This window comes from Agrobacterium sp. (genome assembly GCF_032092815.1).
Lineage (GTDB): Bacteria > Pseudomonadota > Alphaproteobacteria > Rhizobiales > Rhizobiaceae > Agrobacterium.
In genome coordinates this window covers 1-23,292 of the sequence record NZ_DAMDBP010000028.1, presented here as the reverse complement: position 1 = coordinate 23,292, position 23,292 = coordinate 1, and the positions used below count along the sequence as shown (strand labels likewise).

At 55.9% G+C, this 23,292-nt stretch carries 21 protein-coding genes and 2 tRNA genes; 11 read left to right on the top strand and 12 right to left on the bottom strand.

The window, feature by feature from the left end:
- Positions 1 to 286: 286 nt before the first annotated feature.
- Positions 287 to 1,738, top strand: a complete 1,452-nt coding sequence (gene trmFO / locus RT613_RS16075; protein ID WP_313616917.1) for a methylenetetrahydrofolate--tRNA-(uracil(54)-C(5))-methyltransferase (FADH(2)-oxidizing) TrmFO — start codon at positions 287 to 289, stop codon at positions 1,736 to 1,738.
- Positions 1,739 to 1,759: 21 nt separating this feature from the next.
- Here the strand turns inward: trmFO and RT613_RS16070 are convergent, their stop codons facing one another.
- From RT613_RS16070 to yajC, 5 genes are all read right to left on the bottom strand, one after another.
- A complete protein-coding gene (locus tag RT613_RS16070; RefSeq protein ID WP_313616915.1) occupies positions 1,760 to 2,254 on the bottom strand; it encodes a hypothetical protein in 495 nt (164 codons plus the stop codon).
- A gap of 83 nt (positions 2,255 to 2,337) precedes the next feature.
- Positions 2,338 to 3,147: a phytoene/squalene synthase family protein gene (locus RT613_RS16065; RefSeq protein WP_313616952.1), complete on the bottom strand. Its 810-nt coding sequence runs from the start codon at positions 3,145 to 3,147 to the stop codon at positions 2,338 to 2,340.
- A 70-nt stretch (positions 3,148 to 3,217) separates the two neighbouring features.
- Complete coding sequence (locus RT613_RS16060) at positions 3,218 to 3,607, bottom strand: Mth938-like domain-containing protein (RefSeq protein ID WP_313616913.1); 390 nt, start codon at positions 3,605 to 3,607, stop codon at positions 3,218 to 3,220.
- 11 nt (positions 3,608 to 3,618) lie between these two features.
- Positions 3,619 to 6,180 carry a protein translocase subunit SecDF gene (secDF, locus tag RT613_RS16055; protein ID WP_313616912.1) on the bottom strand — a complete coding sequence of 854 codons (2,562 nt, stop codon included), beginning with the start codon at positions 6,178 to 6,180 and terminating at the stop codon, positions 3,619 to 3,621.
- A gap of 58 nt (positions 6,181 to 6,238) precedes the next feature.
- Positions 6,239 to 6,586, bottom strand: a complete 348-nt coding sequence (gene yajC, locus RT613_RS16050; protein ID WP_313616910.1) for a preprotein translocase subunit YajC — start codon at positions 6,584 to 6,586, stop codon at positions 6,239 to 6,241.
- Positions 6,587 to 6,792: 206 nt separating this feature from the next.
- On the opposite strand from yajC, the gene RT613_RS16045 reads away from it, so the two are divergent.
- On the top strand, positions 6,793 to 7,665 hold the full coding sequence (locus RT613_RS16045; protein WP_313616909.1) for an ATP-binding protein: 873 nt from the start codon (positions 6,793 to 6,795) through the stop codon (positions 7,663 to 7,665).
- Positions 7,666 to 7,769: 104 nt separating this feature from the next.
- Here the strand turns inward: RT613_RS16045 and RT613_RS16040 are convergent, their stop codons facing one another.
- The 3 genes from RT613_RS16040 to RT613_RS16030 all read right to left on the bottom strand — a co-directional run bounded on the left by RT613_RS16040 (position 7,770) and on the right by RT613_RS16030 (position 9,920).
- Entirely contained in the window at positions 7,770 to 7,973 is a 204-nt protein-coding gene (locus RT613_RS16040) for a DUF3126 family protein (RefSeq protein WP_313616907.1), read from the bottom strand.
- Between the two features lie 118 nt (positions 7,974 to 8,091).
- Positions 8,092 to 8,916: a serine O-acetyltransferase gene (gene cysE / locus RT613_RS16035; RefSeq protein ID WP_313616905.1), complete on the bottom strand. Its 825-nt coding sequence runs from the start codon at positions 8,914 to 8,916 to the stop codon at positions 8,092 to 8,094.
- 215 nt (positions 8,917 to 9,131) lie between these two features.
- A complete protein-coding gene (locus RT613_RS16030; protein WP_313616903.1) occupies positions 9,132 to 9,920 on the bottom strand; it encodes an alpha/beta hydrolase in 789 nt (262 codons plus the stop codon).
- 153 nt (positions 9,921 to 10,073) lie between these two features.
- Between RT613_RS16030 and RT613_RS16025 the strand changes: the two genes are divergently transcribed.
- Both RT613_RS16025 and RT613_RS16020 read left to right on the top strand, forming a co-directional pair.
- On the top strand, positions 10,074 to 10,322 hold the full coding sequence (locus RT613_RS16025; RefSeq protein ID WP_313616901.1) for a zinc-finger domain-containing protein: 249 nt from the start codon (positions 10,074 to 10,076) through the stop codon (positions 10,320 to 10,322).
- Positions 10,323 to 10,353: 31 nt separating this feature from the next.
- Positions 10,354 to 11,520, top strand: a complete 1,167-nt coding sequence (locus tag RT613_RS16020; protein WP_313616900.1) for an FAD-dependent monooxygenase — start codon at positions 10,354 to 10,356, stop codon at positions 11,518 to 11,520.
- 104 nt (positions 11,521 to 11,624) lie between these two features.
- Here the strand turns inward: RT613_RS16020 and RT613_RS16015 are convergent, their stop codons facing one another.
- Positions 11,625 to 12,812, bottom strand: a complete 1,188-nt coding sequence (locus RT613_RS16015; RefSeq protein WP_313616898.1) for a cystathionine beta-lyase — start codon at positions 12,810 to 12,812, stop codon at positions 11,625 to 11,627.
- A gap of 340 nt (positions 12,813 to 13,152) precedes the next feature.
- Between RT613_RS16015 and RT613_RS16010 the strand changes: the two genes are divergently transcribed.
- The 7 genes from RT613_RS16010 to RT613_RS15980 all read left to right on the top strand — a co-directional run bounded on the left by RT613_RS16010 (position 13,153) and on the right by RT613_RS15980 (position 19,280).
- Complete coding sequence (locus tag RT613_RS16010; protein WP_313616896.1) at positions 13,153 to 14,178, top strand: amino acid ABC transporter substrate-binding protein; 1,026 nt, start codon at positions 13,153 to 13,155, stop codon at positions 14,176 to 14,178.
- 87 nt (positions 14,179 to 14,265) lie between these two features.
- Positions 14,266 to 15,459, top strand: a complete 1,194-nt coding sequence (locus RT613_RS16005; protein ID WP_313616894.1) for an amino acid ABC transporter permease — start codon at positions 14,266 to 14,268, stop codon at positions 15,457 to 15,459.
- Positions 15,460 to 15,463: 4 nt separating this feature from the next.
- Positions 15,464 to 16,621, top strand: coding sequence for an amino acid ABC transporter permease (locus tag RT613_RS16000; protein WP_313616892.1), 1,158 nt, complete (start codon positions 15,464 to 15,466; stop codon positions 16,619 to 16,621).
- Positions 16,622 to 16,632: 11 nt separating this feature from the next.
- Positions 16,633 to 17,406: an amino acid ABC transporter ATP-binding protein gene (locus tag RT613_RS15995; RefSeq protein ID WP_313616891.1), complete on the top strand. Its 774-nt coding sequence runs from the start codon at positions 16,633 to 16,635 to the stop codon at positions 17,404 to 17,406.
- Between the two features lie 238 nt (positions 17,407 to 17,644).
- Positions 17,645 to 17,719: transfer RNA gene (locus tag RT613_RS15990), tRNA-Glu, on the top strand.
- 224 nt (positions 17,720 to 17,943) lie between these two features.
- A tRNA-Glu gene (locus RT613_RS15985) sits at positions 17,944 to 18,018 on the top strand.
- Positions 18,019 to 18,218: 200 nt separating this feature from the next.
- Complete coding sequence (locus RT613_RS15980; RefSeq protein WP_313616889.1) at positions 18,219 to 19,280, top strand: PQQ-binding-like beta-propeller repeat protein; 1,062 nt, start codon at positions 18,219 to 18,221, stop codon at positions 19,278 to 19,280.
- Between the two features lie 47 nt (positions 19,281 to 19,327).
- Here the strand turns inward: RT613_RS15980 and recJ are convergent, their stop codons facing one another.
- The 3 genes from recJ to RT613_RS15965 all read right to left on the bottom strand — a co-directional run bounded on the left by recJ (position 19,328) and on the right by RT613_RS15965 (position 23,291).
- Complete coding sequence (gene recJ, locus RT613_RS15975; RefSeq protein WP_313616887.1) at positions 19,328 to 21,130, bottom strand: single-stranded-DNA-specific exonuclease RecJ; 1,803 nt, start codon at positions 21,128 to 21,130, stop codon at positions 19,328 to 19,330.
- 435 nt (positions 21,131 to 21,565) lie between these two features.
- Positions 21,566 to 21,769, bottom strand: a complete 204-nt coding sequence (locus RT613_RS15970) for a hypothetical protein (protein WP_313616886.1) — start codon at positions 21,767 to 21,769, stop codon at positions 21,566 to 21,568.
- Positions 21,770 to 21,989: 220 nt separating this feature from the next.
- Positions 21,990 to 23,291, bottom strand: coding sequence for a homoserine dehydrogenase (locus RT613_RS15965; protein ID WP_313616885.1), 1,302 nt, complete (start codon positions 23,289 to 23,291; stop codon positions 21,990 to 21,992).
- Between the last annotated feature and the right edge of the window lies 1 nt (position 23,292).

Below are 23,292 nucleotides of genomic sequence, written 5' to 3'. Positions count from 1 at the left end.
CCGTTAATCAAGCGCGCTTCGCTGGATGACCTCCCCGGCGAACCCTTAACGGAAAACCTAAAGGATACGGCGCCATATGGCGCCGTTTTCTTTTTGTGCTTCCTATTGGAAGCCTGCCCTCCCCATGATAGTGCAGTGGGCGAATGCTCAATTAACAAGGTTGCTGGATAAGCGCGCTGTCAAACGAGAGATGCGATACTCAAAAACTCTTGGGAGCTTTTTCAAGCAATCCCCCAATGAAGGCTTTGCCCGCGACCATATTTGCGCGGTGTTTTGTGAGTATGTGATGCAAGATAACAAATATTCTCCCATCCACGTCATCGGTGGCGGCCTGGCCGGTTCGGAAGCTGCCTGGCAGATCGCCCAGAGCGGAGTTCCTGTTATTCTGCATGAAATGCGTGGCGTGCGTGGCACAGATGCGCATAAGGGCGACAGTCTTGCAGAGCTGGTCTGCTCAAACTCCTTCCGTTCCGATGATGCGACCGCCAATGCGGTTGGCGTGATCCATGCCGAAATGCGCATGGCCGGTTCACTGATCATGGCCTGTGCCGACAAGAACCAGGTTCCGGCCGGTGGCGCACTGGCCGTGGATCGTGACGGTTTTTCCGAAGCGGTAACACGCGAGCTGGAAGCCCATCCGCTGATCACCATCGTGCGCGAAGAGATCAGTGGCCTGCCGCCAAAGGAATGGGATCTGGCGATCATTGCCACTGGCCCGCTGACCTCGCCTGATCTGGCAGCTGCCATTCAGGCCGAGACCGGCGAAGACGCCCTTGCCTTTTTCGACGCCATTGCGCCGATCGTTCACCGCGACAGCATCAACATGGACATCTGCTGGTACCAGTCGCGTTACGACAAGGTTGGTCCCGGCGGCACGGGCAAGGATTACATCAACTGCCCGATGGATCAGGACCAGTACCATGCCTTCATCGATGCGCTGATTGCTGGCGACACGGTTGGTTTCAAGGAATGGGAAGGCACGCCTTACTTTGACGGCTGCCTGCCGATTGAAATCATGGCTGAGCGTGGTCGCGAAACGTTGCGTCACGGCCCGATGAAGCCAATGGGTCTAACCAACGCGCATAACCCGACCGTCAAAGCCTATGCGGTCGTGCAGCTGCGGCAGGACAATGCGCTTGGCACGCTCTACAACATGGTCGGTTTCCAGACCAAGCTGAAATATGGCGCTCAAGCGGAAGTGTTTCGCATGATCCCGGGTCTCGAGAACGCCGAATTTGCACGTCTCGGCGGTCTGCATCGCAACACCTATATCGATTCTCCGCGCCTGCTTGATCCGTCACTGACGTTGAAGTCGCGTCCGGGCCTGCGTTTCGCCGGTCAGATCACCGGCTGCGAAGGTTATGTGGAAAGCGCCTCGATCGGTCTTCTGGTTGGCCGGTTCACGGCTGCTGAACGCAAGGGCGAGATACCGAGCCTGCCGCCAGCAACCACGGCACTTGGTTCGCTGCTCAACCACATTACCGGCGGCCATCTGGCGTCAGATGATGAGCCGGGCAAGCGGTCATTCCAGCCAATGAATGTGAATTTCGGCCTGTTCCCTGAACTGGAGCCGGGTTCGATCGTCAAGCCGGAAGGCGTCAAGCGTTTCCGCGGCAAGGACAAGACGATCATGAAGCGTCAACTGATGGCGGCAAGAGCGCTGCGCGATTGTGCCGAATGGCTTGGCGTCGAAGCGCCGGTCTTTGCACCAGCGCCCGAAGAAGACGCGGCAGAGTAACCGCGTCTCAAAACAGCTCGCTTAAACGGATGGAGAAGGTTCTGCCGTGTCATGCCTGACGGCCGGTGCGGCATCCTCTTCAATCGGATGTTTCTTTTCTTCTTCGACAAAGCTGCCGAGCAGCCACAGGGAAACATCTGCTGCTTCACTGGCCGATGGAAAGCGGAATTCGCCGCTATGCTTGGGTGCATCGGCAAACTGGATTGCGAAGCCATCGCCTGTCGGCAAATGTTCAATCCGCAAGGAACCCGGCGTAATCAGCATGCAGGCGTAATGCGAGCCCATATTGCGCATGAAACCGGCCTTGTTGTCGTGAAGACGCACGAAAACAGCTTTGCCGTCCTTGGTCATATGCAGGCTTCTGATCGCCTCGGTGGGAAACGCCCGTGCGAAATCAATGATGGCCTGCCCTGTATCGTGGCTGTTATCCTCATCGGTCGCGCGCCGCATGCGGGTGATGTAATATCCCAGCACAACAAGCACGACGCCCAATATCGCCCCGACGATCCAATTCATACAATTTCTCCTTTGCAGGACGAAACGCCCAATTGCAGCGACTAGTTCCTATACTGCGAGGCTTGTGCGAATTTTACGCTTCATCAAAAGCGCTTGAGGAAGACCGACTTGGTCATCAGCCACTGGCGGCGCAGCAGCGAGGGCTGAATATCCACTTCGAAAATCGACGCTCCGGCCTTTTTGGCCTTCTTCAGCACGGTGTCGGCAATGGCAACCGGCAGGAAGGCCGGGAAGCAGGCCGCGTCCAGCTTTGCCTTGCGGGCATGAGCAAGATGATCAAGCGCTATCGATGAGAAGATTTCGATTGCAGCGGTAATCCGCTCCTTGTCCTCACCGGCCAGAAAGGTTTCCCGGTCCAGCCCGGCGGCGGAGAGAATATCGACGGGCACATAGACCTGTCCACGGCGGCGGTGCAGCGGCAACAACAACATCATGCCGGCCATGGCCTGCGCGACACCCGCATGGCCTGCTGCTTCCGCGCTCTTTGCCGCGGCCTGCGGGTCGAGAATGAGGCTCGCAAGCTGGATGATGGCCGAGGCGGTTTCACCGGCATAACCTTCAAGCGCATTGCGGTTTTCAAAGGGGTCGTCATAGAGATCGAATACCCGCGCTTCGAGCAGGTTGATCAATATTTGTGGTGGAAGACGGTAGGTTTCCACACATTGCAGCAGGCCGGCTGCAATAGGGTTTGCCTGGCTGTCGCCATGGGCATTGCCCTCCAGAAGGTCACGCCACCACTGCATGCGAACCTCACCGGGAAGCGCTTCCCGGACGGCATCGCGAATGCGGGCGATTTCAGCGTTAAACGCATAAAGGGCAGCGAGAGCTGGACGTTTGTCTTCAGGAGACAGCAGGCATGCCAGATATCTGTCGCGGTCGAGATCCCGCAGCATGTTGAGGCAGATATCGCCTGTGTCCTGAGTGTTCACGCCAGAATGCTCCATTGTCGCAAAGGCCCTGGCTTCACTCGACCGCAATCAGCGCGGCGGCGACAGGCCGGTCTTCGGACAACATGATGTTGAAGGTGCGTACAGCAGCACCAGTGCTCATCGTGTCAACGGATATGCCCGCTTCACGGAATGCCGCTTTCAGCTCCTTGGGCAAAAGCAGCATGCCCTCACCCGTTCCCAAAAGCAGGAAACCGATTTCGGCAGCCTGCTCGAAAACTTTTTCGAACAGGTCCACCGTGAGGTTTTTCGGATCAGTGGCATCCCACCCATGGATGCCGGATGGCAGGCACAGCAGCGAACCGCGGTGTGACATCTCGGCAAAACGGAAACCGCCATTGCCGTAAGCATCAATGGGTGCCCGGCCGGGAAAATGGGCCGGGCGGATCTGAATGCCGCTTGCCATCATCTATGCCCTTAGGCCTTGCCAGCGACAGCAGGTGTCTTGCTATCGCTTTGTTCGTCCGACTTCGAATCCTTGTCGTCAGGACGCAGATTGAAGATGATCAGGATTGGTGCGGCGATATAAACCGACGAGAACACACCGATCAGAACACCGAACAACATGGCGAAGGTGAAGGAGCGGATAACTTCGCCACCGAACAGGTAGAGTGCCAGCAGTGCCAGGAGAACCGTCAAACCCGTCAGAATGGTTCTCGACAATGTCTGGTTCAGCGAGGCATCAATCAGCACCGGCAGCGGCATCTTCTTGTACCGCCTGAGGTTTTCGCGGATACGGTCATAGATAACCACGGTATCGTTGAGCGAGTAACCCATGATGGTGAGCACCGCCGCGATACTGGTCAGGTTAAATTCAATTCCGAAATACACGAACATGCCGATGGTCAAGATCACGTCATGAGCCATGGAAATGATGGCACCAAGCGCAAACTGCCACTCGAAGCGTACCCAGATATAAACCATGGTTGCGAACATGGCGATCACGATGCCGACGGTCGAGGTAAAGGTCAGGTCGCCAGAAACGGCCGGCCCCACCACTTCCACACGGCGGAAGTCGTAATTGTCCTCAAGCGCGCCACGAACCAGCGTGATGGCCGACTGCTCGGCGTTCTCGCCACCTTCCTGCGCCTGGATGCGGATGAGCGCATCCTGCGGCGTGCCAAAACCCTGCGCCTGGATTTCACCGAGGTTCAGTTCATTGAGGCGATTACGGATATCCGCCAGATCAGCGTCACCCTGCTTGGCCTTGACTTCAATGATCGAACCGCCCTGGAAGTCGATACCGAGGTTAAGACCCTTGACGACGAACCCGCCAACACTGGCAACAACGAGAACCGTCGTGAAGATGAAGATGTAACGACGGATCGACATGAACGGGTAGTCACGTCCATCGAAGATCGCGGTGCGAACGCCTTTTGGCAGGTGCTTGGGACGTGAACGACGAACCCACACGCCAAACATCCATGCGGTCAGGGTGTAGGCGGTAAAGACGGTGGTGATGATACCCAGACCCAGCGTAACGGCAAAACCGCGGACCGGACCGGTACCCATGTAGAACAGAACGCCGGCAACGATCAGGGTCGTCAGGTTGGCGTCGATAATGGTGGCAAAAGCGCGGGTAAAGCCCTGGTCGAGAGACTGGATCAGCGGTTTGCCGCTTCTCACCTCTTCTCTTATTCGCTCATAGATCAGAACGTTGGAGTCCACCGCCATACCGATGGTCAACACGATACCCGCAATACCGGGCAAGGTCAGGGTTGATCCGACAATGCTGAGCAGTGCAAGCAGCATCACGACGTTGACGACGAGCGCAATGTTGGCCAGCACGCCGAAGAAGCCGTAGAAGACGAACATGAACAACAGAACGCCGACAGCACCGATGGCGCTGGCGTAAAGACCGGCGTTGATGGAATCGGCACCAAGGCTTGGACCAACGGTACGTTCTTCAACCACGGTCAGCGTTGCAGGCAGTGCACCTGCGCGCAAAAGCACGGCAAGGTCATTGGCGCCCTGCACCGAGAAGTTACCGGAGATCTGGCCGGAACCACCGATGATCGGCTCGCGAATGACAGGTGCGGAAATGACCTGATCATCGAGAACGATGGCAAATGGACGGCCAACATTCTGCTGGGTTGCCTGCGCAAAGCGCTGGGCACCACGGCTGTCAAAACGGAAGGTTACGACAGGTTCGTTGTTCTGCTGATTGAAGCTTGCCTGCGCGTCGACGAGGTTTTCACCCGAAACAAGCGCGCGACGTTCAATGAGGTAAGGCACTGGCGGGTCATCATTGGAATACATGACCTGCGATGTTGCCGGAGGACGCCCGTTCATCGCTTCCTGAACTGGCATGGTCGTATCGACCATGTGGAAGGAAAGCTTCGCAGTCTGGTTGAGCAGCGACTTCAGACGCTGCGGATCCTGAAGACCGGGAACCTGAACAATAATGCGATCATCGCCCTGACGCTGGATCAGTGGTTCCGTCGTGCCCAGTTCGTCCACGCGGCGGCGAACAACCTCGATGGACTGCGACACGGCCGATGACAGGCGGTGAGCGATACCTTCATCCGTCAGGTTGAGGCGCAACGTGCCATTGCCGTCATCGCTCATGGAGACTTCGGTCACGGAGCCGCCCACCAGCGTGCCGGCAGCCACAGGAACAGTCAGGTCACGCAAGGCTTCCTTTGCGGCTTCCACCTGCGCGGCATCTGTGATGCGCACCTGAACGAGCTGACCAGTGCCGGACAGGCCGGAATAGCGAATGTTCTTTTCACGCAATTGCGTACGAACATCACCCACAACAGTTTCAAGACGTTCCTTGACGATATCGGAACGCTCGATCTTGAGCATGATGTGAGAACCACCCTGCAAATCGAGACCAAGTGTAACCTTGTTGTCCTTGTACCATGATGGCATGCCCGCCAATTGGTCTTCGGAAAAGAGGTTAGAAGAAGCAATAAACGCGCTTATCGCGACAACGAGCCAGATAAAGGCGGTTTTCCAACGGGAAAAATAAAGCATAGAGGTCTCGACCAGGTTGGTGTCGGGAGGCGTTATCGCCTTCCCTCTGTGTCAAATATCAGGAAGCGGCTTCGGTCTTGACCGGCTCGCCCTTGACCCGAACTTCAGCGATATAAGCGCGAACCGCGCGGATTTTTACGCCTTCGGCAATTTCGACTTCAACTTCATTGTCATCGATAACCTTGGTCACCTTGCCGGTGATACCGCCACCGAGAACAACCTGGTCGCCACGACGGACGGCATTCAGGGTTTCCTGGCGCTTTTTCATCTGTGCGCGCTGCGGACGGATCAGGAAAAAGTACCAGACCACCATCAGCGGTGCAAACAGGAACAGCATTTCAAGGCCGGAACCGAACCCCGTTGCAGCACCAGCCCCATCCTGGGCAAAGGCTTCAGTAATGAACATATAAAACTCCTCATATCCACGGGCGAACTATTCCACCCACCCGGCTTCAAGCCGCCGGAATATAGTTGTGATCGCCACGAATGCAACAGACATGGGCCATGCTGCGTACCGATTCAGCACCTCATAACCTTTCGAGCATCGAAACGCCATGCTACCGAACCTTAAAATCCCCTTAAAACACCTGCATAAACAGTGTGAGACAGAGAATGACCCAAGACCAGACTACAACGTTACTCCTCCAGGAACTTCGCCGGCTGACAGATGCCGTTGAGCGGCTGGCTGGCCCGGCACCGGCTAAAAACGACTGGAATGCCGCCGACTGTTTCGTGTGGTCTGCCGAAAACAAGTCGTTGCAGCCCGTTCCGCGCCCCAACCGCATTGCGCTGACGCTGATCCGTGGCGTTGACCATGTGCGCGACATCCTGCACGAAAACACGCTGCGTTTTGCCGAGGGTTTCCCCGCCAACAATGTACTCCTGTGGGGTGCACGCGGCATGGGCAAATCCTCGCTGGTCAAGGCCGTTCACGAAGATGTGCGCAACGCAACCGGCGTTTCGCTGAAACTGGTCGAGGTGCACAGGGAAGATATTGCCACCCTGCCCGCGCTGATGAGCCTGATGAAAGATGAAACACACCGCATCATCGTGTTCTGCGACGACCTGTCCTTCGACCATGACGACACGGCCTACAAGTCGCTGAAGGCGGCGCTCGATGGCGGCATTGAAGGCCGCCCGGACAATGTGCTGTTTTACGCCACCTCCAACCGTCGCCACCTGCTGCCACGCCACATGATGGAAAATGAACAGTCCACCGCCATCAACCCGTCCGAAGCGGTTGAGGAAAAGGTGTCGCTGTCTGACCGTTTTGGCCTGTGGCTTGGTTTCCACAAGTGCAATCAAGACGACTATCTGACGATGATCACCTCTTACGCCGAGCATTTCGACCTTGGCATCGACGAGGACACATTGAAGGCAGAATCTCTGGAATGGGCAACGACCCGTGGCGGACGCTCGGGCCGTGTGGCCTGGCAATATATTCAGGATCTGGCCGGCCGCCTGAGAAAACCACTTTCAAAATAAGTGGAAAGACAGACCCAAAAGCAAAAAAACCTCCGGCAAGACCGGAGGTTTTTTAATGTCAAAAGCAATGGCTCAACCGATAGCAGGCCGAGCGCGATTGCCGATCAGAGATCGACGTCGAGAATGGCCATCGAGAAGTTGTAGGACAAATCACCGTCTTCGTCGTCAACGTAAACAACGCCGAGAAATTCTTCGCCGAGATAGACTTCAGCCGAGTCATCCTTACGCGGACGGGCCTTGACCACCATCTCCGGATTGAAGGTGCGCTTGAAATAAGCGTCGAGCTTTTTGATCTCTTCGGTTTTCACACTCTATCTCCTGTGCAGTTCACTTTGCGCCGCTTGTGGCATGGGACAAAGGTCAAAGTAAAGGCCGCAAAACCTGTTCTTGCCCATCAAAAATGCTGGTGGATGGAGGGTGCGCGGATCAGATATCCGCGCCGATGACCTGGTCCATTATACGCGACGGCTCGGTACACCCGGCCTCCCCGATCACCTTGGCTGGCACACCGGCAACGGTGCTTTTGGGCGGCACCGGTTTCAGCACGACAGAGCCGGCTGCAATGCGCGAGCAACTGCCGATTTCGATATTGCCGAGGATCTTGGCGCCAGCGCCAATCATCACGCCGGAGCGGATCTTCGGGTGGCGGTCTGCCCCCTCCTTGCCGGTACCACCAAGGGTAACGCCATGCAGGATAGAGACATTGTCTCCAATGACGGCGGTTTCACCGACCACCAGACCGGTTGCGTGGTCAAGGAAGATGCCACGGCCAATCTGGGCGGCCGGGTTTATATCCGTCTGGAAGACAACCGACGAACGGCTTTGCAGGTAGAGCGCAAAATCCTTGCGGCCTTTTTTCAACAGCCAATGCGCCAGCCGGTGGGTCTGGATGGCGTGGAAACCCTTGAAATACAGCACCGGCTCCATGAAGCGCGTGCAGGCCGGGTCGCGGTCATAAACCGCCTGAATATCGACACGCAGAATGGTGCCCCACTCCGGCCAGTCCTTCAGCATTTCCTCAAAGGTCTGACGCAGCAGCACGGCCTGCATATCAGGGTGATCGAGCAGCTCACATATGCGGTAAATGACGGACGCTTCGAGTGACGGATGGTTGAGAATTGTCGAATAGAAAAATGCAGACAGCAACGGATCATGCGAGGCGGCACTGCGCGCCTCGTTCAGAAGACTGCCCCAAATTGGATCGACAACGGCCACCTGTTCAAGTTGGCGAACTTCATTGCGCACGACCATAATGGTTTCCTCTTACCTTAGAACATTTCTTATACCGAAAAATGTTTCGGATAGAAATGGGTAGGCGCAAAGCCAGATCAAGACGGCCAAACGCCCAAGCAAAACATTTCTTTCTTGCATGCGCCGAGCAGATCAGATCCCCGCACGACGCAGCTTTTCTACCTGATATGAAGGAGCGCTAACACGCCGTGGCGACCATACCAGGACCGCTTACATCAGTCCTTGCCGGACAGGCCCGCATAAAACTCCAGAACGGCCGCCTTGAACACTCTGTCACCCACGGCAAGCATGTGATCACGGCCTGGAATATCCAAAGCGGTGGCATTTGGCATGATGGCGGCCAGTTCCTGCGGCGAACCGGCAATATCATCCTTGGTGCCAACAGCCACCAGACAGGGCGCATCGATCTTGGCAGCATCTTGACGGCTCACCAGAATGCGGTTGGTGGCGATACAGGCAGCAAGCGCAATGCGGTCGCTTTTGGTCTGGTCGGCAAACATGCGGAACATGCGGCCACGCTCATGGGTAATGCCATCCAGCGAGGGTGCCAGCAGCGCCTCGGCGATCGGGTCCCAGTCACCGACACCATCGCAGAGATTGATGCCAAGGCCGCCAAACACCAGCGAACGCACCCGTTCTGGATGGGCAAGCGCCAGAAAGGCCGAAATGCGCGCCCCCATGGAGTAACCCATGACATGGGCCTCAGGAATGCCGAGATGGTTGAGCAGGCCAATGGCATCTTCTGCCATAACAGGTGGATAATAGGCCTCTGAATCATGCGGCTTGTCGCTCTGGCCATGGCCGCGATTATCAATCGCAATCACCCGGTATCCGGCTGTGCCCAATGTCTTCAACCAGCCGGGATGCACCCAGTTCACACTGGCGGTGGATGCAAAACCGTGGATCAGCAGAACCGGCTCACCGGAGGGATCGCCCTCATCAAAATAGGCCAGTTTGAGGCCGTCACGCTGATAAAAAGAAAAATCGGGGCTATTGAGATTCATCAAGGACATCCTTTTTTGCGGACCTTATGTCATGAATCCTGAAGGTTGAACCCTGATATGTTTCGATTTCTGTGGAGGTTGACTTCATTTATCGCTAGATATCATGCCAAAGCAGTCAAGGCTTCAACCTATATACAGCATTTGGAGATCCGCATGGCCGGTCATCACACTATTCCTCACTTCCAGAACGATGGCGGTCACAGCATGATCGAAATCGGCGTCAAGGAATTCATGTGCACGGGCGCTTCCGTTCCTTACGACCATCCCCATATCTTCATCGACATGGGCGACGACAATGAAAAGGTCTGTTCTTATTGCTCGACCCTTTTCCGTTACAACCCGTCGCTCAAGGCTGAACAAACCAACCCACCGGGCTGTGTCTTTCACGTGAAGGCGGCCTGACAGCTTTCCTCTATTTCTGATCGGCGCATTTATGCCCGTAAAATCTGTAGCCATTGTCGGTGCCGGCATCGCCGGTTTGACCGCTGCTCTTTCTTTTGCTCGTTACGGGGTAAGTTCGCATATTATCGAACAGGCCCATCACCTCACCGAGGTGGGGGCCGGATTGCAGATCTCCCCAAACGCCTCGCGCATTCTGTCTGACCTTGGTGTGCTGGACAGCATCGAACCACTGTGGATCGAGCCGGACAGCGTCGACCTGACGTCGGGCCAATCTCTCGACACCTTGATGGCACTGCCGATGCGTGAGCTTGCCAGATCACGCTGGGGCGCACCTTATGGTGTTTTGCACCGCGCGACATTGCAACAGGCGCTGTTGAAAGCCGTGGTCAGCAATCCCTTGTGCCACCTGCATCTTGGGAAGCGGCTGGAAACGGTTCGCAAGACTGATATCTCCGCCATTACCTTTGCCGATCATGATCTGATTGTGGGTGCGGACGGTGTGTGGTCCTGCGCGCGTTATTCGGTTCCCGACAGCCCCTCACCCAGTTTCTCAGGCAATGTTGCCTGGCGTTTTACCATTCACGACGATGCCGCACCGCCCTTTCTTGACAAGCGGTCGGTGAAGGCTTTCCTTGGCCCCAAGGGGCACATTGTTGCCTACCCGCTGAAAGAAGTGGCTGCCTATAATATCGTGGCGATTTCGATCGGTGCGGACCCCGGCCAGACCTGGAAAGCGGAGTCGACGGGCCAGCAGAAAGAGATGCTGCTTCGCCAGTTCGGCAACTGGCATCCGCACATCCGCGAACTGCTAACAAAAGCCGAAAACCCCAATTTCTGGCCGCTTTACCAGCTGAATGAGGGACGCTGGCACAATGGCCAGAACACGGTGCTGATTGGTGATGCGGCCCATGCAATGATGCCGTTTGCGGCACAGGGCGCGGCCATGGCGATTGAAGATGCCTATGAACTGGTGGGGCAAGTGATGGCGACAGCCGATCTGGCGAAAGGGCTTGCAGCTTTTGACGCCTTACGGCTTCCGCGCATTGCCAAGGCACGCAAGCGCGCCCAGCTGAACCGATTCGCCTATCACGCAAGCGGTCCGTTCAAACTTGGCCGCAACATGCTGTTCAAGCTGCGCTCACCGCAATCCTTCGCGGCCGACATGGACTGGCTCTACGGTTATCACGCCAAAGGGTGAGCCGGAGACGCGGCCTTTGTCTCTCGTGTTGTGCGACTAACCTTAAGAATGAGAAAAGCGCCACCAGCAATGGCGGCGCTTTTTAAGCTTACGAAGTGGTAAAATCAGGCAGCGCTTGCTGCCTTGAAACCTTCTTCCAGATCCTTGCGGATATCCGCCACATCTTCGAGGCCGATCTGCAGGCGAATGACCGGACCTTCGCCCGGCGCCTTGGCAATAACACGGTCAGAGAGGCCAACCGATACGGCAAGGCTTTCATAACCGCCCCAGGAATACCCAAGACCAAACAGCTTCAGGGCGTTCAGGAAAGCATGGGACTTTGCCTTGAACTGTTCTGCATCCGCCTTGAGCACAAAGGAGAACACGCCGCTTGCGCCCTTGAAATCGCGCTTCCAGATGTCATGGCCAGGGAAGCTTGGCAGGGCCGGATGCAGCACACGTGCCACGTCATCGCGGTTTTCCAGCCATTCGGCAATGGCAAGAGCGCTCTGCTGGTGGCGCTCCAGGCGCACACCCATGGTGCGCAGACCACGCAGGATCTGATAGGAATCATCCGGTGCAGCACACAGACCCAGCAGCATGTTGGCTTCGTTCAGCGTATCCCAATGGTCCTTGTTGGCCGACACAAAGCCCATCAGCAGATCGGAATGGCCAGAAGGATATTTCGTCGCGGCATGAATGGTAACATCCACACCATGGTCGAGAGGCTTGAAATAAAGCGGCGTTGCCCAGGTGTTGTCCATGGTGACGACGCAGCCATGTTTGTGGGCAATCGCCGAAATGACCGACACGTCCTGCATTTCAAAGGTGTTGGAACCCGGTGCTTCCAGATGCACCAGCTTGGTGTTCGGCTTGATCAGCGCCTCGATCCCTGCCCCGACCAGCGGGTCGTAATAATCGACCTCTACACCCATGCGCTTCAGCATGGTGTTGCAGAAACGGCGGGTTGGAAAATAGACAGAATCAACAATCAGTGCGTGGTCGCCCGGCGACAGATAAGCCAGGAATGGCACGGTGATTGCAGCCAGCCCAGACGGGACCAGAATCGTGCCGGCAGCACCATCCAGCTCGTTGATTGCTTCACAAAGCGCATCGGTGGTGGGAGTGCCATGTGTGCCGTAGGTATATTTCTGCTTGCCTTCCGCCATGGCCTGCGCATCAGGAAAAAGAACGGTCGATGCCCGAACAACGGGTGGATTTACAAAGCCATAGTAGTCGGAAGGGTTATTTCCCAGATGAGCCAGACGTGTATTGTCGCCCGCACCGGAAAGCAGAAGATTTTTGTTTGTCATTTCGGGATGATCACTCACTGATAGGATTGTTGAGTGAACATGCTAGGCTGCAGCCGTGAGGTCAACCCTCCGAAGAACAGCTTATCAAGGGCTCGCCATTTGACGCGATATTTTTGCCCAGCAGCCGCCTATAATTTATACAATTGCTTCATTGAAAGTCATCAAGCTGAAAAATCTCTTTTTTAGGCAATTTTATCGAGCTCAAGACTTGACCATGACGGCAATAATGATTGTGATGGTCATGCGCACCGGGAGGTGATGCGGAGAGGGAGAAATACAGAGAAATAATTGTATTCGCCCTTTCTAAATCGATTAAATAATAAACAAAGGTTGGGAAAATATGAAAAAGGCAATTCTGTCAGCCATTATCGGCACAGCTGCGCTGGGTGCAGGTTCGGCGGCGTCGGCTGCAACACTGGACGACGTGAAGGCCAAGGGCTTCGTACAATGCGTCGTGAACACAGGTCTTCCGGGCTTTGCTTCCCCGGATGCCAGCGGTAACTGGACAGGTTTCGACATTGATTTCTGCCGCGCTGTAGCGGTTGCGATCTTCAACGATCCGACAAAGGTAAAGTTTACTCCGACAACAGGCCAGACACGCTTCCCTGCCCTGCAGTCCGGTGAAGGCGACGTTCTGTTCCGTAACACAACATGGACGATCAGCCGCGATACAGCACTCGGCTTCAACTTCCGTACCGTCAACTACTATGACGGCCAGGGCTTCATGGTTCCAAAGAGCCTCAACGTGAAGTCTGCGCTCGAGCTGTCCGGTGCAGCTGTTTGCGTTCAGTCCGGTACAACAACGGAACTCAACCTTGCCGACTACTTCAAGGCCAACAACCTGCAGTACAACCCGGTTGTGTTTGAAAAGTTCGAAGAAGTGAACGCTGCTTACGCCGCTGGCCGTTGCGACGTCTACACCACGGACCAGTCCGGTCTGTATTCCGTCCGTCTTGGCCTGCCAAACCCGGATGACCACATTGTTCTTCCTGAAATCATTTCCAAGGAGCCACTTGGACCAGCTGTTCGTCAGGGTGACGATCAGTGGTTCGATATCGTTTCCTGGAGCCACTACGCACTGGTTCAGGCTGAAGAATTCGGCATCACCAAGGCCAATGTCGATGAGATCAAGGCAAGCACCACCAACCCTGACATCAAGCGTTTCCTCGGCACGGAAGCTGATTCCAAGATTGGTACCGACCTTGGCCTGACCAACGACTGGGCTTACAACATCGTCAAGGCGCTTGGTAACTACGGCGAAATCTTCGAGGCCAACCTCGGCGAATCATCTCCGCTGAAAATCCAGCGTGGTCTTAACGCCCTGTGGACCAAGGGTGGCCTGCAGTACGCACCACCAGTTCGCTAATCCTCGTCTCTGGCAAGGCGGTTTCATGCCGCCTTGCCTTTTACAATAACAAGATGGCCAACATGGCCACATGGGGATAGTGCAAACATGGCAGATAGCGCTACAATTGCGTCGTCCGGCAACAGATCCTCCGGTTCACTCCTTTACGATCCGTTCGTCCGCTCAATCTTCTTTCAAATCGTCACGATCATCATCTTTGTCTCTGTTGTCTGGTTCATTGCGAACAACGTGGCAACCAACCTTGCGCGCTCCAATACGGCGTCCGGTTACGCCTTCTTGAACAGCCGCGCCGGTTTCGACATTGGTGACACGCTCATCGCCTATTCAAGCGATTCCACCTACGGCCGCGCACTTGTTGTGGGTTTCCTCAACACGTTGCTTGTGGCCGTTACCGGTATCATCACTGCCACCATTATCGGTTTCATCGTCGGTATCGGTCGCTTGTCCAACAACTGGCTGATCGCGAAGCTCTGCACCGTCTATGTTGAGGTGTTTCGCAACATTCCACCGCTGCTGGTCATCTTCTTCTGGTATACGGGCGTTCTGCGGCTGTTGCCGAATGTGCGAGAATCCTACGATCTGCCATTTGGCATCTTCCTCAACAACCGTGGTCTTTCATTGCCTAAACCCGTTTGGGGCGAAGGCGCATGGCTGGTGGCCGCTGCCATTCCCGTTGCCATCATCGCGGTTATCGCGCTGTCCAAGTGGGCAACCAGACGGCAAATGGCCACAGGTCAGGCCTTCCCGACCTTCCGGGCCGGTCTTGGCGTGTTGATCGGCGTACCACTGCTGGCATTCCTGGTAACCGGCGCTCCGCTGAGCTTCGACATGCCGGTTGTCGGCGGCTTCAACATCAGGGGTGGCAGCACCATCCTGCCGGAATTCTTCGCGCTGTATCTCGCTTTGTCCTTTTATACCGCCGCCTTCATTGCCGAAACCATCCGTTCCGGTATCCGCGGCGTTCCAAAGGGCCAGACAGAAGCGTCGACGGCGCTTGGTATGAAGTCCAGCAAAACCACCCGCCTCATCGTGGTGCCGCAGGCCATGCGCATCATCATCCCACCGCTCACAAGCCAATATCTCAACCTCACGAAGAACTCTTCGCTGGGTGTCGCCATCGGGTATCCCGATCTGGTGGCCACTGGTGGAACGACGCTGAATCAGACAGGTCAGGCCGTAGAAGTCGTGTCGATCTGGATGGTTGTCTATCTTTCGATCAGCATCGTCACATCGATTTTCATGAACTGGTTCAACGCCAAGATGGCTCTGGTGGAGAGATAAGCTCATGAGCACAGGAAACTTACAATACGTTCGCGACACCATGGTCGGTGCCGCGCCTCCGCCAAAGGATGAAAAAAGCGCAATGGCCTGGCTCCGGAAAAACCTGTTTTCCGGACCGCTTGATGTGCTTTTGACGCTGATTGCGGTGGGCATCATCCTGGCCATCGTGCCGCCTGCCATTGATTGGCTTTTCTTCAAGGCTTCGTGGGTCGGATCTGACCGCTCCGTCTGTGCCACCGTCGTTCAGGGCGGCATCCAGCCGGAAGGCTGGACCGGCGCCTGCTGGGCCTTTGTGGAAGACCGTTTCGCGCAGTTCATGTTCGGCCGTTATCCGCTTGATGAAAGATGGCGTCCGCTGCTGGTCACGGCCATGCTGGTCGTACTGCTCGTGCCGCTGCTGATCCCCAAGGTTCCGGGCAAGGTTCTGAACGCCGTTTTGATGTTCATCATCTTCCCAGTCGTCGCCTTCTACCTGCTGCATGGCGGCGCATTTGGCCTTGCACGGGTTGAAACCCCACTTTGGGGCGGCCTGATGGTGACGCTGATCCTGTCCTTTGTGGGCATTGCGGTGTCACTGCCACTTGGCATTCTTCTGGCACTTGGCAGAAAATCGAAAATGCCGGCAATCAAGACATTGTGCGTCGGTTTCATCGAAATCATCCGTGGCGTTCCGCTGATCACCGTTCTGTTCATGGCCAACGTGATGTTGCCGCTGTTCCTGCCAACCGGCTGGACCATCGACAACTTCCTGCGTGCGCTTGTCGGTGTTGCGCTGTTTGCCTCTGCCTATATGGCGGAAGTGATCCGCGGCGGTTTGCAGGCCATTCCGAAGGGCCAGTTTGAAGGTGCTGATTCCCTTGGTCTCAGCTACTGGCAGACAACCCGCCTGATCATCCTGCCACAGGCCATCAAGCTGGTTATTCCTGGGATCGTGAACACCTTTATCGGTCTGTTCAAGGATACGTCGCTCGTTTCGATCATTGGCATGTTCGACCTGTTGGGTATCGTTCAGCTCAACTTCCGCGATGCGACATGGATCACACCGGTAACACCGTTGACGGGTCTGGTCTTCGCAGGCTTCATTTTCTGGATATTCTGCTTCGGCATGTCGCGTTATTCTGCCTTCATGGAACGGCACCTCGACACCGGACATAAAAGATAAGGGAAAAACTCATGGCAGAAACCCAAGCTAAAAAGATGACGGTGTCCGATACCGACGTCGCCATTGAAATTGTCGGCATGAACAAGTGGTATGGCGATTTCCACGTGCTTCGCGATATCAACCTCAAGGTCATGCGTGGCGAACGTATCGTTATTGCCGGACCTTCGGGCTCGGGCAAATCGACGATGATCCGCTGCATCAACCGTCTGGAAGAACACCAGTCGGGCAGCATCGTGGTTGACGGCATCGAATTGACCAATGATCTGAAAAAGATCGATGAGGTGCGTCGTGAAGTGGGCATGGTGTTCCAGCACTTCAACCTGTTCCCTCACCTGACGATTCTTGAAAACTGCACGCTGGCGCCAATCTGGGTTCGCAAGACCCCGAAGAAGGAAGCCGAAGCGATTGCCATGCACTTTCTGGAGCGCGTGAAGATTCCTGAGCAGGCCCACAAATATCCAGGCCAGCTCTCCGGTGGTCAGCAGCAGCGTGTGGCGATTGCCCGCTCGCTGTGTATGAAGCCAAAAATCCTGCTGTTCGATGAGCCGACATCGGCGCTCGACCCGGAAATGGTGAAGGAAGTGCTCGACACCATGGTGGGCCTTGCTGAAGAAGGTATGACCATGCTCTGCGTGACCCACGAAATGGGTTTTGCGCGTCAGGTGGCCAACCGCGTGATCTTCATGGACCAGGGCCAGATCGTCGAACAGAACTCCCCGCAGGAGTTCTTCGACAATCCGCAGCATGAGCGCACGAAATTGTTCCTTAGCCAGATTCTTCACTAGGGTTTGCAAATATGAAAATGGGGCTTCGGCCCCATTTTTTTTGCCCTGTTTGTGGTTATACAGACGCGATACCAATGTCACCGAAGAGCGACAGAAATTTACCAAGTCATTGATTTAAAAAATCAAAATCAAAACACACACAAGAAAATCAAATGCATTGTCATTTTTTTGCAAAAAACGAAAATTGGCGCTTGCAGGAAATAAAACCTCTGACTATAAGGGCGCCAACACAGCGCACGCGCCCTTCGTCTATCGGTTAGGACGTCAGATTTTCATTCTGAAAAGAGGGGTTCGACTCCCCTAGGGCGTGCCACTGTGCTCCTCCCCCAAAATTGAAAATGACCTTCAATTCCTTAACTGGAATGATGTTTTCGCGCGCCGGTTTCCTGCGCGTATTTCAGCTATTTACGGCAATTCCCTCACCTAAAAGACTAAGTGAAAAAAAATGCATTTTTCCACATGCAAAATGGAAAAAAATGCAATTTGGTGCTTGCGGGAAATCAAAGCTCTGACTATAAGGACGCCAACACAGCGCACGCGCCCTTCGTCTATCGGTTAGGACGTCAGATTTTCATTCTGAAAAGAGGGGTTCGACTCCCCTAGGGCGTGCCACTGTGCTTCTCCTCCCTAAAAACTGAATATTGAACGAAACAGAAAATCACTTCCGTTTGTATCGCTCCGCGCATCTTCGCGCTGGCCCTCCTCCCGTTCGCCTTATCCTTTTTCCGCATGGCGTTTAGCGGGTACACAACTTCCCGCTTTGTTGATAGTTCGTGGTTGCAACCAACCATATTCATCCAGAAGGTTTTGCCATGACCACTGATTGGAAGATGATTTGGAGTTTTGCGCTCGCCAAGGAGCGGAATGTATCTGCCCGCCCGCCTGTGATGAGTGGCGAGCAAATCGCTTGTGTTTTCCATTATGACAAGAAGAGCTTTTTCGAGAGCAGTGTCATTGGCTTTGCCAAGTCTGACGGCCGTGAACTGTGGCGCCAAACCATTGATCATGTGGCGACCGACCCGCTGATCGATCCGCACAGCGGGGCCATCTATGTCGCGAGTTTCGCCGGGGCCATCCACGCTTATGCGCCAGATGGCTCGGTCTTGTGGACAAGTGCCTTCGGCAACCGAAACGTAACCCCGCCGGTGCTGGCTGGGGACCGGCTTTTTATTGCCGAAACCGGCGGTGGCGGCAAAACAACCTGGTGCCTTGATACATCGACCGGCGATGTGTTGTGGTCTTATGAGAATGCTGGTCACAGCTACCGGCTGCTTTGCCATGACGGCAAGTTGTTTCAGGCCGTTGTGATTTCAGGATCGAAATTTGGTGATTCCACTGTCCATCTCATCTGCCTTGACCAGCAGACCGGTAAGGTGTTGTGGTCCAGCAAGGTGGATGAATATCACTTCAATGCCATTGTGGTGGACGGCCTGCTGGTCTGGGGCGCGCGCAATGCACTCAACGCCTATGACCCTGCCAATGGCACACTGAAAGCCTCCCTGCCCCTGCCAGAGCGCGCAGCGATCACGTCTGGGCCGGTGATGGCCGGCAATCAGATGATCTGCTGCGATGACAATCATGCCCTGCGCGCAGTCGCCATTCAGCAAAAGGGGTGGCTGTTCAAGAAACTCGACCTGCAGGACATCTGGAGCCACCCGCTGGACAGCGCCATTGTTGGTTCACCCCACGTGGTTGATGGGCAAATCTATCTGCTGGGTGAACAAGGACAGGTCTATGCATTGGCCTTCGACGGTACGCCTGTGTCATCCAGCCTCGGACTGACGGATGGCAAGGGCAAGGCTGGCGGCATGGCAAGCGACGGTTCATCGCTTGCCGTTTCCACCGGGCGTAGCTTGATGTTTTACCAGCGTTAAAGGAATGCGCCTGACGGCTGCCATATATCCGGGGCAGTTCAATTGGCTCAGGTGGCGATGGCGGCATCCAGCACGCGGATCTGCACCCGGCGATGGCCCTGCCATTGCTCGGCACCCAGCGTTCCCGCCACATGCACAGAGCGACCTCTGCCATTCAGCAGCAACTGGCCGAGCGGCGCGTCAGCAGCGCGGAATGCAATGCCATCCAACCGCGTGCCATCCAGCGCCTCCAGCGTGATCTTGACGTGATTGGTACCGACAAGGCGGGCATCCTTCAGCCGGTGGGCAGGGATGGCAAAGATGGGCTGCGAGTGGCCGGATCCGTAAGGGCCAGCAGCCTCCAGCCGGTCGATCAGTTCCAGAGTCGCACCGGAGGCGCCAATCGCCCCGTCAATCTTCAGCGCGCTGTTTTCGACCAGTGAGGCGATGGCCTTTGCGGCACTTTCCTCAAAGAAGGTTCTGAGCTTGCCGAGATTGCTGCGCTCGACCGTCAGGCCGGCCGCCATGGCATGGCCGCCCCCCTTGACCAGCAGGCCATTATCAACGGCAGCGCGCACCATGCGACCAAGATCAAAGCCGCTGATGGAGCGGCCGGAGCCAGTGCCCTTGCCCGAAGCATTAAAAGCAATGGCAAAAGCTGGCCTGCGAAACCGGTCCTTGAGGCGTGAAGCCAGCAGACCAACGATACCGGGATGCCAGTTTTCACGCGCCGTGACGATCACCCCTGCCCCTGAGCCATCGCCATATTCCGCCAGCGCCTCGGCTTCCGCCTCCGCCAGCATCACCGCCTCCATGGCCTGCCGCTCACGGTTCAGCTCATCGAGTTTTGCAGCAATGGCTTCGGCGCCGGTGGGATCATCAATGGTCAACAGGCGACTGCCGAGTGCGGCATCGCCAATACGGCCACCGGCATTGATACGCGGGCCGATCAGAAAACCGAAGTGATATGGCGTCACAGGGCCACCCAGCCCGGCCGTCTTGAACAGAGCCGCCATACCGGCATTGTTCATGTGGCGGGCAGCAACCAGCCCCTTGACCACGTAAGCACGGTTCAGGCCCTTTAATGGCACCACGTCGCAGACGGTTGCCAGTGCCACGATATCAAGGAAGGACAGGAGATCGAGCGTAAAGGCGCGACGGTCCTTTTTGTCCTTCATCACCCGCAGCGTTGCCACCAGCACCAGAAACACCACACCGGCGGCACAAAGATGCCCCTGGCCTGAGAGATCGTCCTGACGGTTTGGGTTTACCAGCGCCACACAGATCGGCAAGGTCTCGCCCACCTGGTGGTGGTCGATCACCACGACATCGGTTCCGGCCTGTTTGGCAGCCAGCAGCGATTCATGGCTGGTCGAGCCGCAATCGACCGTCACGATCAGCGTTGCGCCATTGGCGGCCAGCTGCTGCATGGCAGCCGGGTTCGGGCCGTATCCTTCAAAAATACGGTCGGGAATATAGATTTCCGGCTCAAGGCCGAAGTGGTTGAGAAAACGGTACATCAACGCCGCAGACGACGCGCCATCAACGTCATAGTCGCCAAAGATCGCGATCTTTTCATTATTCTCGATGGCGGCGGCCAGACGGTTGGCGGCAATGTCACAATCGGTCAGCGTGTGCGGGTCCGGCATCAGCGAGCGGATTGTCGGGTCAAGAAACTCGAGCGCTTCATCTACGCCCACGCCTCGCCCGGCCAGCACACGGGCAATCAACTCCGGCATGCCATGCAACTGCGCCATCGCCAATGCGCGGTTCTGCCCGGCCTGATCAAGTCTCGAAACCCAGCGCTGATCGGTAACTGATCGCTCCACGCCAAGAAATGCACGCGGCACGGTGTCGACCGGTTCCGTCATTCACTATCCTGCTCTTAACCGCACTCGCCACGGCAGATCACCGCTGCAAGGGCTTTGAAAATCAAAAACGTCAGGGAGTACCATAAACAGCTTTCGCCGTCTCAAGACGAGCATTTATTTTGTCGTGCAGGCGTTTCAAGAGCAAGACGGCGTGGAAAAGTTTCTTGTGGCCTTATTGGTCACCGTTATGCGCAGGAAAAACTCGCCGGGCAAAAGTCTGCATGGCAACAGTCACATGGCTACGTGTAGAAAAATCGCAGAAAATTCGACAGAACCGCCGCTGCGAATGCGCTTAGCCGTGAAAATTATGGCCTTCGGGATGGATTGACCAACCTATCGGCGCAGAAGAATGAATGTTGCAAATAGAACTTTGCAACATTCGGGAACGAGCCGCCTCTGCCCGTCATGTGATGTGATTCTGCCTATGCCACCTATTCAGGCAAGCAGGATCGGCAGAGCCAAAGCCCCGATGCTGCTGGCAATGACAGACAGCAAAATGGTCAATGCTGCCCAGTTGCGTGAAGCAGTGTTTCCATCATGTTCATAAAGGGCGAAATTGTCGTTGGAACAGCTGGGCAGAGGGTGAACCCTCGCCTTTTCGACCGGACCAATATCCTTAAACAAGACAACTGAAGTCACGTTGCGCCTCCCTCGCTTGGTGATTTCACTTGTTGTCATGGTAACTTCACTTGACGCACTTGGCCAGCCTCACAATTTGCTGCAAGTGCAAAATTGCGCGATCAAAGGCTGCCAAAGGGGCTCAAACCGTTCACTTTTTGTAAAAGCGAATGCCCCGCCGTGGTCATATCCAGCGACGGGGCATTGGTAACGTTAAAATTCGACCGAAATGCGGTGCGACTCAGGCAGCTTTCGTACGTTCGATACGAATGACCTGCGGTTCGTCGGTCAGGTAAGCCTGGCTCTTGATCGATGCCACGGCTTTGCGCACGGCATCTTCCATTGTTGCATGGGTAACAAGCACGATGGTCTGCGGGGCATCCGGCGTCTGGGCGCGCGAACGCTGCACGATCGATTCCAGCGAAATGCCGTTTTCGGCCATGCTGGTGGCAATGCTCGCAAACACGCCGGCGCGGTCAGCAACCGTCAGACGGATAAAGTAACCGCCCTCGTGTTTCTTCATCTTGGCGCGACGGTATTTTTCCAGCGACTTGGCCGGACGGCCGAGAACCGGAACCTGCTGGATGCCCGGACGGCTCTTGGCAATATCGGCGATATCACCGAGAACAGCAGAGGCCGTGGCGTTGCCACCGGCACCTGGGCCAACCATCAGCAACTCACCGAGAATGTCGGATTCGATTGCAACGGCGTTGGTCACGCCATCGACCTGCGCAATCACCGAATCCAACGGCACCATGGTTGGGTGAACGCGCTGCTCAATGCCAGATTCCGTCAACTGCGCAACACCAAGCAACTTGATGCGGTAACCGAGATCGGCAGCCGCATGAATGTCCTCGATGGAGATATTGGTGATGCCTTCAAGGTAGATATCGTCGGCAGCAATCTTGTTGCCGAAAGCAAGCGTCGTCAAAATGGCGAGCTTGTGGGCGGTATCATTGCCCTCGATGTCAAAGGCAGGATCCGCCTCAGCATAACCGAGTCGCTGGGCTTCCTTGAGGCAGGCCTCAAACGACAGGCCTTCCTTTTCCATCTTGGTGAGGATGTAATTGCAGGTGCCGTTCATGATGCCGTAGATGCGGGACACGTGGTTGCCCGTCAGCGATTCACGCAGCGCCTTGATAACAGGAATACCACCGGCAACAGCGGCTTCGAAGTTGAGCAGAACGCCCTTCTCTTCTGCTGTGGTGGCCAGCTCGACACCGTGCTTGGCCAGCAATGCCTTGTTGGCTGTCACCACATGGATGCCACGGGCAAGAGCGGTTCTCACTGCAGCCTTGGCCGGACCGGATGCGCCGCCAACCAGTTCAACAAACACGTCGATATCGGCCTCGGCAGCAAGCTGCTCTGGCGTGTCAAACCAGGTAATACCGGTGAGATCAATGCCACGGTCGCGCGAACGGTCGCGCGCACTGACGGCAATAATCTCAATCGCACGTCCGCAGGTAATCGCAAGTTCGTTGCTTCTCTGCTGGATGATGCGAACAAGCGAAGCGCCGACAGTGCCGAGCCCCGCTACGCCGATT

Coding starts and splice junctions, on each gene's coding strand:
- RT613_RS16020 (WP_313616900.1), top strand. CDS start 10,354: ATGCCCGTAAAATCTGTAGCCATTGTCGGTGCCGGCATCGCCGGTTTG.
- RT613_RS16010 (WP_313616896.1), top strand. CDS start 13,153: ATGAAAAAGGCAATTCTGTCAGCCATTATCGGCACAGCTGCGCTGGGT.
- secDF (WP_313616912.1), bottom strand. CDS start 6,180: ATGCTTTATTTTTCCCGTTGGAAAACCGCCTTTATCTGGCTCGTTGTC.
- RT613_RS16005 (WP_313616894.1), top strand. CDS start 14,266: ATGGCAGATAGCGCTACAATTGCGTCGTCCGGCAACAGATCCTCCGGT.
- cysE (WP_313616905.1), bottom strand. CDS start 8,916: ATGGTCGTGCGCAATGAAGTTCGCCAACTTGAACAGGTGGCCGTTGTC.
- recJ (WP_313616887.1), bottom strand. CDS start 21,130: ATGACGGAACCGGTCGACACCGTGCCGCGTGCATTTCTTGGCGTGGAG.
- RT613_RS16015 (WP_313616898.1), bottom strand. CDS start 12,812: ATGACAAACAAAAATCTTCTGCTTTCCGGTGCGGGCGACAATACACGT.
- trmFO (WP_313616917.1), top strand. CDS start 287: ATGCAAGATAACAAATATTCTCCCATCCACGTCATCGGTGGCGGCCTG.
- RT613_RS16065 (WP_313616952.1), bottom strand. CDS start 3,147: ATGCTGCGGGATCTCGACCGCGACAGATATCTGGCATGCCTGCTGTCT.
- RT613_RS16045 (WP_313616909.1), top strand. CDS start 6,793: ATGACCCAAGACCAGACTACAACGTTACTCCTCCAGGAACTTCGCCGG.
- RT613_RS16030 (WP_313616903.1), bottom strand. CDS start 9,920: ATGAATCTCAATAGCCCCGATTTTTCTTTTTATCAGCGTGACGGCCTC.
- yajC (WP_313616910.1), bottom strand. CDS start 6,586: ATGTTCATTACTGAAGCCTTTGCCCAGGATGGGGCTGGTGCTGCAACG.
- RT613_RS15995 (WP_313616891.1), top strand. CDS start 16,633: ATGGCAGAAACCCAAGCTAAAAAGATGACGGTGTCCGATACCGACGTC.
- RT613_RS16025 (WP_313616901.1), top strand. CDS start 10,074: ATGGCCGGTCATCACACTATTCCTCACTTCCAGAACGATGGCGGTCAC.
- RT613_RS16000 (WP_313616892.1), top strand. CDS start 15,464: ATGAGCACAGGAAACTTACAATACGTTCGCGACACCATGGTCGGTGCC.
- RT613_RS16060 (WP_313616913.1), bottom strand. CDS start 3,607: ATGGCAAGCGGCATTCAGATCCGCCCGGCCCATTTTCCCGGCCGGGCA.
- RT613_RS15980 (WP_313616889.1), top strand. CDS start 18,219: ATGACCACTGATTGGAAGATGATTTGGAGTTTTGCGCTCGCCAAGGAG.
- RT613_RS16070 (WP_313616915.1), bottom strand. CDS start 2,254: ATGAATTGGATCGTCGGGGCGATATTGGGCGTCGTGCTTGTTGTGCTG.